Origin of the sequence: Caballeronia sp. GAWG2-1 (assembly GCF_023631405.1) — a bacterium.
GTDB lineage: Bacteria > Pseudomonadota > Gammaproteobacteria > Burkholderiales > Burkholderiaceae > Caballeronia.
Window position 1 is genome coordinate 38,171 of the sequence record NZ_JALQDD010000017.1, and the last position, 11,397, is coordinate 49,567.

The 11,397-nt window shown below is 64.0% G+C and carries 12 protein-coding genes; 3 read left to right on the forward strand and 9 right to left on the reverse strand.

The window, feature by feature from the left end:
- The first annotated feature begins 71 nt into the window (after positions 1–71).
- Genes thiL through NCR98_RS11400 form a run of 3 tightly spaced genes read left to right on the forward strand, consistent with a single transcriptional unit; the run spans position 72 to position 2,145 of the window.
- Complete coding sequence (gene thiL / locus NCR98_RS11390) at positions 72–1,076, forward strand: thiamine-phosphate kinase (protein ID WP_250526284.1); 1,005 nt, start codon at positions 72–74, stop codon at positions 1,074–1,076.
- Positions 1,066–1,605, forward strand: a complete 540-nt coding sequence (locus tag NCR98_RS11395) for a phosphatidylglycerophosphatase A family protein (RefSeq protein WP_244826242.1) — start codon at positions 1,066–1,068, stop codon at positions 1,603–1,605. The genes thiL and NCR98_RS11395 overlap by 11 nt, the downstream gene beginning before the upstream one ends.
- Positions 1,606–1,644: 39 nt before the next feature.
- Positions 1,645–2,145: a CinA family protein gene (locus tag NCR98_RS11400; protein WP_250526248.1), complete on the forward strand. Its 501-nt coding sequence runs from the start codon at positions 1,645–1,647 to the stop codon at positions 2,143–2,145.
- Between the two features lie 156 nt (positions 2,146–2,301).
- Here the strand turns inward: NCR98_RS11400 and pyrF are convergent, their stop codons facing one another.
- From pyrF to NCR98_RS11445, 9 genes are all read right to left on the reverse strand, one after another.
- The gene (pyrF, locus tag NCR98_RS11405) at positions 2,302–3,114 is read right to left on the reverse strand and encodes an orotidine-5'-phosphate decarboxylase (RefSeq protein WP_250465655.1); all 813 of its coding nucleotides are present in this window, start codon (positions 3,112–3,114) and stop codon (positions 2,302–2,304) included.
- Between the two features lie 132 nt (positions 3,115–3,246).
- Positions 3,247–4,380, reverse strand: coding sequence for an aldose 1-epimerase (locus tag NCR98_RS11410; RefSeq protein ID WP_250526249.1), 1,134 nt, complete (start codon positions 4,378–4,380; stop codon positions 3,247–3,249).
- Positions 4,381–4,461: 81 nt separating this feature from the next.
- Positions 4,462–5,337, reverse strand: a complete 876-nt coding sequence (locus NCR98_RS11415; RefSeq protein ID WP_250526250.1) for an SMP-30/gluconolactonase/LRE family protein — start codon at positions 5,335–5,337, stop codon at positions 4,462–4,464.
- Complete coding sequence (locus NCR98_RS11420) at positions 5,328–6,116, reverse strand: SDR family NAD(P)-dependent oxidoreductase (protein WP_244826247.1); 789 nt, start codon at positions 6,114–6,116, stop codon at positions 5,328–5,330. The genes NCR98_RS11415 and NCR98_RS11420 overlap by 10 nt, the downstream gene beginning before the upstream one ends.
- Before the next feature lie 75 nt (positions 6,117–6,191).
- The gene (gene araH / locus NCR98_RS11425; protein ID WP_244826248.1) at positions 6,192–7,208 is read right to left on the reverse strand and encodes an L-arabinose ABC transporter permease AraH; all 1,017 of its coding nucleotides are present in this window, start codon (positions 7,206–7,208) and stop codon (positions 6,192–6,194) included.
- Between the two features lie 24 nt (positions 7,209–7,232).
- Complete coding sequence (gene araG, locus NCR98_RS11430; protein ID WP_250526251.1) at positions 7,233–8,747, reverse strand: L-arabinose ABC transporter ATP-binding protein AraG; 1,515 nt, start codon at positions 8,745–8,747, stop codon at positions 7,233–7,235.
- A 59-nt stretch (positions 8,748–8,806) separates the two neighbouring features.
- Entirely contained in the window at positions 8,807–9,814 is a 1,008-nt protein-coding gene (locus tag NCR98_RS11435) for an arabinose ABC transporter substrate-binding protein (protein ID WP_244826250.1), read from the reverse strand.
- Between the two features lie 113 nt (positions 9,815–9,927).
- Positions 9,928–10,707, reverse strand: coding sequence for an SDR family oxidoreductase (locus NCR98_RS11440; protein WP_250526252.1), 780 nt, complete (start codon positions 10,705–10,707; stop codon positions 9,928–9,930).
- Positions 10,704–11,390 carry a 2-dehydro-3-deoxy-6-phosphogalactonate aldolase gene (locus tag NCR98_RS11445; protein ID WP_250465664.1) on the reverse strand — a complete coding sequence of 229 codons (687 nt, stop codon included), beginning with the start codon at positions 11,388–11,390 and terminating at the stop codon, positions 10,704–10,706. Before NCR98_RS11445 ends, NCR98_RS11440 begins: the two co-directional genes overlap by 4 nt.
- Positions 11,391–11,397: the final 7 nt, after the last annotated feature.

Genomic DNA, 11,397 nt, shown 5'->3' on the forward strand with positions numbered 1-11,397 from the left:
CGCTCGCCGATGCATTTTGCCGTCCAATACATTTCTATCTTGCAGCGCAACAATCAGCCTTGACGCCCACGATGCTCTCCGAGTTTTCACTGATCGATCGATACTTCGCCCGCCGCGCGAGCCCGCCATCGTCACGACACGACAACGCGGCCGCCATGCCGCTTGGCATCGGTGACGATTGCGCGCTGATCGCGCCGCCCGCCGGACATCAACTGGCTATTTCCACGGACATGCTGGTCGAAGGCCGTCACTTCTTTCCCGATGTCGATCCGAACGCGCTCGGCCACAAGGCGCTCGCCGTGAACCTTTCCGATCTCGCCGCGATGGGCGCGAAGCCGCACGCGTTCACGCTTGCGCTCGCCTTGCCGCGCGCCGACGAAGCGTGGCTCGCCGCATTCAGCGACGGCCTCTTCGCGCTCGCGCAGCGCTTCGACTGCGCGCTGATCGGTGGCGACACCACGAGCGGTCCGCTCAACATCTGCATCACCGTTTTCGGCGACGTGCCGCATGGCGCGGCATTGCGTCGCGATGCCGCGAAGCCCGACGACGACATCTACGTTTCCGGCACCTTGGGCGATGCCCGCGCGGGACTCGGCGCAATATGCGGCGAATGGCCGGCGGCGTCGTCCGCATGGAACGTGGCGCTCGAACGCCCCGAGCCGCGCGTGGCGCTCGGTCTCGCGCTGCGTGGCGTCGCGCACGCGGCGCTCGATATCTCCGATGGCCTGGCCGGCGATCTCATGCATATCCTCAGGCGCTCGAACGTGCGCGCCATCGTCGATGCCGACGCCGTGCCGTGCTCCGATGCCGTTCGCGCGTTGCCCGAAGCCGCGCGCCGCCAATGCGCGCTCGCGGGCGGCGACGACTACGAACTCTGCTTCACCGCGCCGCGCGAGCGGCGTGACGCCGTGGCTCGCATTGCAGAACGCGTGGGCGTGGCGTTGACGCGCATCGGTACAATCGAAGCGATGAGCACGCCGTGCACGACGAGTACGCCCGCCATCGACTGGCGCGACAACACGGGCGCGCCGCTTTCACTGACGTTGCAAGGCTTCGACCACTTTCATGCAGACTGACCCGACCCCGGCGCTCCCGGGCGATCCCCCAACTGCGCGCGGCGCGCCGCGCAAGCCGAGCGCACGCTTCATGCTCACGCATCCGCTGCATATTCTTTCGCTCGGTTTCGGCAGCGGGCTTTCGCCGATCATGCCCGGCACCGTCGGTACGCTCTTCGCGTGGGTTTCGTTCGTCGTGTTCAATCAGTATCTGACGGTGGCCGAATGGGGCGCGCTGATCGTCATCGGCTTTGTTGCCGGATGCTGGTTCTGCGGCTTCACCGCGAAGAAGATGAATGTCGCGGACCCGTCGGCGGTCGTGTGGGACGAGATCATCGCGTTCTGGCTCGTGCTGCTGCTCGTCACGCCCGCGACGTTCACCGGACAGTTGTGGGCGTTCGTCGTGTTTCGCTTTTTCGACATGGTCAAGCCACCGCCCATTCGCTATTTCGACCGCCATTTGAAAGGCGGCTTCGGCATCATGTTCGACGACCTGGTCGCGGCGTTCTTCTCGCTGCTCGTGATCGCGCTCTGGCGCATGACCGTCTGACGGTCGTTCTTCTCACCTTCAACCCTTCGGAACATCGTCATGGCAACCGATACCGTGGTTCACCAACTCGCGATTCGCGTCGGCAACAAGCTGCGCGACGAACGGCTGACGCTCGCGACCGCCGAGTCGTGCACGGGCGGCATGGTCGCGGCGGCGATCACGGATATTTCCGGCAGCAGTGCGTGGTTCGAGCGCGGCTTCGTCACGTATTCGAACCTCGCGAAGACCGAGATGATCGGCGTGCCGGCTGCGTTGATCGAACAGCATGGCGCGGTGAGCGAGCCGGTGGCGAAAGCAATGGCCGAAGGCGCCTTGCGCAACAGCCGCGCGCAGGTGGCGGTGTCGATCACGGGCGTGGCGGGGCCAGGGGGCGGCAGCGAGGCGAAGCCGGTGGGAACGGTGTCGTTTGCGTGGAGCAATCGGCTGCATACGGCTGTCGAGACGCAGTTGTTCAAGGGCGACCGCAAACAAGTACGCACGCAGGCGGCGGCGCATGCGTTGAGGGGTTTGCTGGAGTTGCTGGAGCGCAGGGAGAAGTGAGCGGCGATGTGGCTTCGATCGCATCGCGTTCTGACTTCGCGGTATTGGTCGTGAGTTGGCGTAGCGTTGAAACGCCGCGAATTCATCGATACCCGCTGATCCACGTTTCAGCGCGGCTTTAATGCATCGTCGCATTGCCGAAGCCGCGCATCGTTCTTATCGATACGCGTTGATCGAATCGCGCGTTTTCTTCGCCGCGTCCGCAGCGGCTTGAGCGTAATCCTCGCCCTTGCTCGCGTAGATGATCGCGCGCGACGAATTGATCAGCATGCCCGTGCCGTTGCCAGTGCGGCCCGCGCGCACGGTTCTTTCGACATCGCCGCCTTGCGCGCCGATACCTGGAATCAACAACGGCATCTCGCCGACGATACAACGCACCGCTTCGATTTCCCTCGGAAACGTCGCGCCAACCACGAGTCCGAGCTGACCGTTCTTATTCCACCTTTCGGCCGCAAGCGTCGCGACCACGTGATAAAGCGGCCTGCCGCCTGTATCGAGAAACTGCAGATCGGAGCCGCCCGCGTTCGAGGTCCGGCACAACACGATCACGCCCTTGCCTTTATGCGCGAGATACGGCTCGATGGAATCGAAACCCATGTACGGGTTGACCGTGACCGCATCCGCACGATAGCGCTCGAACGCCTCGCGCGCATATTGCTCCGCCGTGCTGCCGATGTCGCCGCGCTTGGCATCCAGGATCACGGGAATGCCGGGATGCTTCTCGTGGATATGCGCAATCAGCGCTTCGAGTTGATCTTCCGCGCGATTCGACGCGAAGTACGCGATCTGCGGTTTGAACGATGACGCGTAAGGCGCGGTGGCATCGACGATATCGCGGCAGAACTCGAAGATCGCGTCCGAACGGCCCTTGAGCGCGGCCGGGAACTTCGACGGCTCGGGATCGAGACCGACGCACAGCAGCGATTGCGTGCGCGACCACGCGGCGTTGAGCGATTGAATGAAGGACATGGCGGGAGGCTTCTCGAAGAACGTCGATGGCACGCATTTTAACGTGCCGGCGTTCCACCCTACTCGTCCGAATCGTCCGGCAAGCCGCCGCTTTTATCGCTTGCTCTCAGGCGTCTGTCATCTGGCTTTCGTTCAGCCATCCACGCGTGCATGCGTTGCGCGTGCCTTCGCCTTCGCGCCCGAACCCGCGCGTGCGCGCGTGCGTGGGCTGGCCCGCCGCGACCCATCGCCCGTTCGCTCGACCGTGAAGCGAAACGTACGCGCGAGCCGCTCGCCCGGTTCGAGCACCGTCATGCCGTGCGCCTCGCCTCCACCGGGCAGGTTCACCGCGTTGATCGGATGATCCACCGGCTCGAAGCAAAAGAAGTTCTCGCCGGGCGGCGCGTAGAGCACGTAGTAGTCGGTATCGGCGGCGATGATGAGCGACAGCCGACGCCTGGGCCACAGCACGCTCGTGCGTCCGCTCCAGCCGGTGAAGGCGTTGTTCACCATCTCGGACGGCATCGGGTATGCCACGCCGAACTGCCACGCGGGCGGCGCGGGAACGTGACGCACCGGCAGCCAGTCGTCGCCGCAAAGCCACAGACCGCCCGCCGCCGCGGATAACTCCGTATCCGCTTCGCGCATCAGAAACGGATGCAGCCCGAGACCGAACGGCAGCGCCTGATCGCCCGTGTTCTGAACGTCGAGTGTCACGACGAGCGTCGCGTCGTCCAAGGCATAAGTCTGCGTTGCGCGATACGAATACGGCTTGCCGTCGCGCCGGTCGAGCGTCATGCGCACATGGGCTGCGTCTGCCTCTTCGTCTTCCACTTGCCACTCGCCGAGCCAGCCGTCGCCGTGAATGGGCAGCGGTTCGCCCGCGCGGTTGCACGGCACGTCGATGGCGCGGCCGGAAAACTCGAACTGCCCATTGCCGATGCGATTCGAATACGGCAGCAGCGGATAGCAGGCGAGCTGATTCGGATCGGTGTCCGGGCCCGGTTCGATGCAAGGTCGGAAGATCGGCACGAGCGCGCCTTCATGACGCCAGTCGAATCGGGTGATGCCGCCGCCGAGCGAAGGCGCGACATCGAGCCGCAAATGCGCGTTTGCAAGCGTGATGCAGCCAGCGACGCCCGCGCTGCCGATAGCGACCGCCGCGGTGCCCGGGCCGGGGCGTATCGGCGGCTCCTTGGCGGCGGCGAGACGAGAACGGCGGGCGTTCGCCTGCGCCGTGGATGCGGATACCGCGTTCGATCCTGTTTCTGTGCGCGCAGCAGTCATGGCTCGTACTCCAGCGAGAGGCGAAACTGCCCGGCGTGGCCGGGCTTGGGCGCGCTTGAACGCAGAGCGCGGCGCCTTGTTTTATGGCTTGCCCTGAAATACCGCTTCTTCGATTCCGCGCACACCCGGTGTGGCGATGAACACGCCGCCTGCATGCGGATCGGTCTGCAAGGCACGCTCGTTCAGTCCGACGCGCGCGCTCGTCACATACATCGAGGCGAAGTCCGCGCCGCCGAACGCGACGCAACTCGGTTGCGCGCTCGGCACATCGACACGCGCGCTTTCGCGGCCATCGGGTGCATAACGCACCACGCGATAACCGCCCCATTGCGCGTTCCAGAGCCCGCCATCGGCATCGACGATGGAACCGTCGGGAACGCCCGTCGCATCGCTCAATTCGACGAACACGCGGTCGTTCGCGAAGCTCGGGTAATCGCACGCGCGAATCTGCCGCGTCGGGGAATCGCAGTAGTACATCGTCGCGCCATCTGGGCTGAAGCCGATGCTGTTCGAGATCGCGCAGTCCGGAAGCGGCAACCGTTCGAGCGACAAATCGTGATTCAGCCGATAGAACCCGCCGACCGCCTGCGCATCCTCCACGTCGTGCTTGGTGCCGAACACGAAGCGCCCTTCGCGGTCGCAGCGGCCATCGTTCAGACGCGTCGGCAAGTCGGCTTCGACGAGCATGATGGTCTCGATCTCGCGCGTCGTCAGGTCGAAGAACGCGAGCCGCGATGCAAGGCCGAGCAGCAAGCGTCCCGCATCGGCGCACGGCGTGAAGCACGCGAGCCGCTCGGGCATTTCGAAGGATTCGCTTTTGCCATCGCGCGGATCGTAACGCCACAGACGCTTGCCTTTGATATCGGTCCAGTAGAAGCGGCCGCTTCGCGCGCACCACGTCGCGCCTTCGCCGAGCGCGCACTGGCTGTCGACGAGAAGGCGCGCTTTCACGCCCATCCTCCGTCGACGACGATATCCTGCGCGGTCAACATGCTGCTGTCGTCCGACGCCAGGAACAGCGCCGCGCGCGCGAGATGTTCCGGCATCAGTTCGGCGTCGATGCACTGGCCGAGCTTGATGGCTTCGCGGCCTGCGTCGTCGAGCCAGAGCGTCTTTTGCTTTTCGGTCATCACCCAGCCCGGGACGAGCGTATTCACGCGAATGCCGAACTTGCCGAGATCGCGCGCGAGGCCGCGCGTCATGCCCTGCACGCCCGACTTCGACGTGACGTAGACCGGGAAATTGCCTTGCTTGAGCATCCAGCTGATGGAGCCGAGATTGATGATCGAGCCGCCGCCGAGCTGCTTCATGTCTTCGATGACCGCCTGCGCCGCGAAGAACTGATGGCGAATGTTCACCGCGATGCCGGCATCGTACGATTCGGGTGTCACGGATTCGATCGAATGACGCTTGTCGTTCGCCGCGTTGTTGACGAGCACGCTGATGGGCCCGAGCGCCGAGCGCACATCGACGATGCCTTTACGCAAGGCGTCGATGTCGGTCAGATCGATACGCAGGAAGAGCGGCTTGAAACGGCCTTCGGGCAGCGACGCGCCGAGCCGGTCGGCGAGCGCTTCGCCCGCGGCCGTATCGATATCGAAGAACGCGACCTTCGCGCCCTGACCGGCGAAGTTTTCCACGAAGGACGCGCCGATACCGGTGGCGCCGCCCGTGATGAGCACGGTCTTGCCCGCGAGGCTGGGATAAACGGCGAGCTTCTTTTCAGTGGCTGACATGGGCTTGTTCACAAGAGTTTGGCTTCGCGAAAGCCGTATGGCTCTCGCGGCGATGCAAACGACACGACCGGAGGCTCAGTCCCGCGACCCGCGATTCTTCAGCTGATCGAGCAGCACGGCGGCCAGCAGGATCGCGCCGCGCACGAGGTACTGATAGAACGCGTCGATGTTCAAAAGGTTCATCACGTTTTCGACCGTGCCCATGATGAGCACGCCGATCACGACGCCAGAGATCGTCGCGCGTCCGCCGAGCAGCGACACGCCGCCCAGCACGCAAGCGGAAATCACGTTCAATTCGAAACCTTCAGCGGCATTCGGCTGACCCGACGTGATCCGCGAAGCGAGAATGACGCCCGCGAGCGCGGTGACCGCGCCCTGGATCAGGAAGATCCACACGCGCGTGCGCTCCACGTTGATGCCCGCGAGCCGCGAGGCTTCCGGATTGCCGCCAATTGCGAGCGTATTGCGGCCGTACACAGTCTGGTTGAGCAATACGCCAAAAACGATGAAACATGCAAGCGTGACCCAGATAGGCAGGGAAATCCCCAGCATCGACAGTCCGCCGAGTTCGATGAAGGTGTCCGACGACACGCCCACCGCCTGACCGTGCGACACGATGAAGCCCAGGCCGCGCACGATTTCCATCGTGGCGAGCGTGGTAATCAGCGCGTTGATGCGCAGATAGGCGATCACCGCGCCGTTCACGAAGCCGATCACCGAACCCGCCGCCACCGCCGCGATGATCGCGATGAACGTATTGCCCGTCGCGTTTAACACCATCGCGCAGAGCACGCCGGCGAAGGCGATCGTCGAGCCGACCGAAAGGTCGAAGTCGCGCGAGGCGAGGCAGAACATCATCGTGCAGGCCACCATGCCGATCTGCGAGATCGACAAGGCCAGTCCGAGCATGTTTTCGATCGAAAAGAAGTGATCGACCGTCAGCGACATCGTGGCGAACATCACCACGAAGATCACGATCAAACTATATTCCGTCAGTTGCTGATACCACTTTTGCTTGTCGTTTTTCTGCGGAATCAGCGCGTTCGCCACCGCCTCACCCGCTTGCCCGACGATGTTTTCTCTTGCTTCCATGATGTGCTCCCCTGTCTTCTCTCTTTAAGCCGCTTCCGCGACCGTGTCCGATTGCGGCAGCGCCAGACTCAACACCGACTGCTCGTTCGCCTTCCCGCGCGGCAATTCGCCCGCTATACGCCCTTGCCGCATCACCACGATCCGGTCGGACACGCCCAGCACTTCGGGCAGTTCCGACGAAATCATCACGATGGCGCAGCCGCGCTCCGCCAGTTGATAGATCACGTTGTAGATCTCGTGCTTGGCGCCGACGTCGATACCGCGCGTCGGTTCATCGAGGATCACGACCTTGAGATCCGGCTCCGCGAGCCAGCGCGACAGAATGGCTTTCTGCTGATTGCCGCCCGACAAAAAGCGGATGCGCTGTCTGCGGCTCGGCGTCTTGATCTTTAAGAGCTGGATGAAGCGATCCGCCGTCTGCGCTTCCTTCTTGCGATCGAGGAACAAACCCGCGCGCAGATAATGCCTGCGGCACGAGATGTTGATGTTCTCCGCGACCGTCGCCATCGCGACAATGCCCTCTTCCTTGCGATCTTCCGGGCACAGCACGATGCCGTGTCGAATCGCTTCGCCCGTGCTGCGCACCTTGATCGGCTGACCGTCGAGTTCGATCGCGCCTTCCTTCTTCTTGTCCGCACCGTAGACGAGGTGCATCAATTCGCTGCGCCCGGCGCCCACCAGCCCGAAGAAACCGACGATCTCGCCGCGCCGCACTTCGAAATTCGCCGGCGCGCTCAGGGCGGCGCCTTGCAGGTTCTTGACCGAGAAGCGCACGTCGCCGAGCGGCCGCGCGCGATAGTTATAGATATCGCTGATCTCGCGGCCGACCATCTCCTGAACCAGCGTGTCGCGCGGCAAGTCTTTCAGCGAAAGATGCGACGCGATCTTGCGGCCGTCGCGGAAGATGGTGCAGGCATTGCACAGCTCGTAAATCTCGTCCATGCGATGCGAGATGTAGATAAGCGCGCGGTTGTCCGCCTTCAGATCGCGCACGAGCTTGAACAGCACTTCCGTCTCGCGATGCGACAACGAACTCGTCGGTTCGTCGAGCGCGATCACGCGCGCGTTGCGCAACAGCGCCTTGCAGATTTCCACCATCTGCCGCTGCGCGATCGAGAGCTTGCGCAGCTTGGCGTTGGGATCGAGATCGACGCCCATCGCCGTCAGCCGGTCGCGCACGTGCTTCTTCGCCACGCGCTTGTTGACCCAGCCGAGCCGGTTCGGCAGCGCGCCGAGCAGCAGGTTCTCGGCCACGGTCAAGTCCGGCACGTACTGCAATTCCTGATGGATCACCGCGATGCCCGAAGCAATCGAAGCCGCGGCGCTTCCGAAATGCACTTCCTTTTCGTCGATGAGCACGCGCCCCGAATCGGGCTGATACTCGCCGCCGAGAATCTTGAGCAAGGTCGATTTACCCGCGCCGTTCTCGCCCATCAAACCGTGAACTTCGCCGGCGTTGACGTCGAACGACACGCCGTCGAGCGCGCGCACGCCTGGAAAAACCTTGCCGATATTGTCAAAACGCAGCGTCGCTGACACATCGCCTCCTTATGCTTCGAGCGAGCCACGCCACGCGCGGCCCGCTCTCGTCCAATGACTTAGTTCGATGCCAAGCCCATCTGCTGACGCACCGACGCCACGTTTTCACGCGTTGCCAGCATGCCGGTCGTGAGCGTGAGTGCCGGCGGCGCCTTGCCGTCCTTGATCCACGCGTACATCAGGTCCGAGGTTTCCTCGCCGTGACGCTTCGGGCTGATGATGACCGTGCCGTAGAAGCCCGTCGGGTTCGGTTTCTTGAACTCGTTGATCGCCGAATCCGAGCCGCCGATGCCGATGCCGATCATGTTGTCAGCCTTGAAGCCACGGCCTTCCGCCGCGCGCACCGCGCCGAGCACGCCTTCGTCGTTGAGCGCGTAGGCCACCCAGTGCTTGAACTGCGGGTTCTTCGTGAGCGCGATGTTCGCGGCGTTGAACGCGTTTTCGGTGTCGGTCTTCGCTTGCGGCGCCATGATGATGTTCGCCTTCGGAAAGCCCGATGCCACGAGCGCGTCGGTGGCGCCGGCCGTGCGGTCATGCGCGGTCGGCAGCTGTTCGTAAGTCACGTCGATGGCGCCGACTTCCTTCACGTCCCAACCGCGCTTCTTGATCTCGGCCGCAATGCCGTCGCCGACTTGCTTGCCGATGTTGTAAGCCGAAATGCCCATGTGCGGCACGGCTTCGATCGGCTTGCCGGAACCGTCGACGAGACGGTCGTCCACGGTCATCATCTTGAGTTTGTCGGCCTTCGCCTTAGCCACGATGCCCGGTCCGAGCTTGACGTCAGGCGTGCAGATGATGAACCCCTGAGCCTTTTGCGCGGCGAGGTTGTCGATCGCGCTCATGACCTTTTCGCCCGACGGCGCGCCGATCTTCACGAGGGTGAAGCCCTTCGCTTTCGCGGCCATTTCGGCGAACTTCCATTCGTCCTGGAACCACGGTTCTTCGGGTTGCTTCACCAGGAAGCCGATCTTGACGTCGTCGGCGGCTTGCGCAACCGGCGCGGCGATCATGGTGGCGCTCGTGGCCGTCGCAGCGGCGAGAAGCGTAAGGAACAGTCTGCGTTTCATCGTTTTGTCTCCCGACTTTTTGCTCGAATCATGCCCGCGCACGGGCGCTTAGTTGGTTGGCGGCCGCGTTTTTGTAGTGATGCCGCACCACGGCCAGTGCGTCATTCGTGACTTCAGTCGTGGTAGAGCGCAGAGCGCCCGCCATCGATCGTGATGCAACTCGCGTTGATGAACGGCGCCTCCTCGGATGCGAGGAACACCGCCGTCATCGCCACTTCTCGCGGCTGGCCGATACGCTTCATCGGCTGCAAATCCAGTGTGGCCTGGCGCGCGGCCTTTGGATCGGGCTGGCCGTTCCACCAGTCGAGCGTCAGTTGCGTTTCGATATAACCCGGCGCGATGGCATTCACGCGCACGTTGTTCGGCGCGTATTCGATGCCGAGCGCGCGCGTCAGTCCGATCACGCCGTGCTTGGCCACCGGATACGGAAAGCAGCCGGGGATGATCTTGAACGAATGCGTCGAGGCGATATTCACGATGCTGCCCGCGCCGCGCTCGACCATGCCGGGCAGCGCCGCGCGGCAGCCGTTCCAGACGCCGTCGAGATCGACGGCGAAGCAGCGCCGCCAGTCTTCGTCGGTCATCGTGAGCGGGTCGCAGAACACGTTGATGCCCGCGTTGTTCACGAGCACGTCGAGCGGGCCGAACGCGCTTTCGGTTTGCGCGACCGCGTCCTTCACCGATGCGCTCTGCGTCACGTCCGTGCCGATCGCGACGACGCGCGTCGAATTCGCTTCCTTCGCGATGCGTTCAGCCGTCGCTTGCGCCGTCTCGATATCGAGTTCGGCGAGCGCGACCGCCGCGCCCTCGCGCGCAAACGCCAGCGCGATCGCCGCACCGATGCCGCGCCCGGCGCCCGTGATCATCGCGACCTTGCCGGCGAGGCGGTTCATTGCTTCTCGCCCCGTGTGGAACGCGCGACCGCTAGTCCGTCGATGAACGCTTTCGCATGCGATGCCGTCGCAGTTTCGCTCTGCCCCGGCTTGTACAGCGCCGAGCCGAGACCGAAGCCGTTCGCGCCCGCGCTGAGAAATGGCCCCATGTTGTCCGGCGCGACGCCGCCCACCGGCACCAGCGGCACTTCTTTCGCGATCACCGCGCGCCACGCCTTCACGACATGCGCGCCGAGTTGTTCGGCGGGGAACATCTTCAATACGTCCGCGCCGTTCTTGAGCGCGAGAAACGCTTCGTTCGGCGTTGCCACGCCCGGCGCGCAGGCGAGCCCCTGCGCTTTCGCCGCGCGCACGACATCGGCGTCGCTGTGCGGCATCACGATCAGTTCGCCGCCTGCCGCGCGCACGCTGTCGACGTAACTCGCATGCAGCACCGTGCCCGCGCCGACGATGGCATCGGCGGGCAGCGCCTGGCGGATCGCCGCGATGCTGTCGAACGGCTGCGGCGAATTGAGCGGCACTTCGATGATGCGAAAGCCCGCTTCATACAGCGCGCGGCCGTGCGCCTCGGCTTCCTCGGGCGTGATGCCCCGCAGGATCGCGATCAGCGGACACGCGGCGAACGCTTTCGCGAGGCCGCCGTGCATGCCGTAAGGCGCGGGTAGATTGATGGGCGGTTGCATTCGTTTC

Coding starts and splice junctions, on each gene's coding strand:
- NCR98_RS11410 (WP_250526249.1), bottom strand. CDS start 4,380: ATGACTGCTGCGCGCACAGAAACAGGATCGAACGCGGTATCCGCATCC.
- NCR98_RS11415 (WP_250526250.1), bottom strand. CDS start 5,337: ATGGGCGTGAAAGCGCGCCTTCTCGTCGACAGCCAGTGCGCGCTCGGC.
- pyrF (WP_250465655.1), bottom strand. CDS start 3,114: ATGTCCTTCATTCAATCGCTCAACGCCGCGTGGTCGCGCACGCAATCG.
- NCR98_RS11420 (WP_244826247.1), bottom strand. CDS start 6,116: ATGTCAGCCACTGAAAAGAAGCTCGCCGTTTATCCCAGCCTCGCGGGC.
- NCR98_RS11395 (WP_244826242.1), top strand. CDS start 1,066: ATGCAGACTGACCCGACCCCGGCGCTCCCGGGCGATCCCCCAACTGCG.
- NCR98_RS11400 (WP_250526248.1), top strand. CDS start 1,645: ATGGCAACCGATACCGTGGTTCACCAACTCGCGATTCGCGTCGGCAAC.
- NCR98_RS11440 (WP_250526252.1), bottom strand. CDS start 10,707: ATGAACCGCCTCGCCGGCAAGGTCGCGATGATCACGGGCGCCGGGCGC.
- araH (WP_244826248.1), bottom strand. CDS start 7,208: ATGGAAGCAAGAGAAAACATCGTCGGGCAAGCGGGTGAGGCGGTGGCG.
- thiL (WP_250526284.1), top strand. CDS start 72: ATGCTCTCCGAGTTTTCACTGATCGATCGATACTTCGCCCGCCGCGCG.
- NCR98_RS11435 (WP_244826250.1), bottom strand. CDS start 9,814: ATGAAACGCAGACTGTTCCTTACGCTTCTCGCCGCTGCGACGGCCACG.
- NCR98_RS11445 (WP_250465664.1), bottom strand. CDS start 11,390: ATGCAACCGCCCATCAATCTACCCGCGCCTTACGGCATGCACGGCGGC.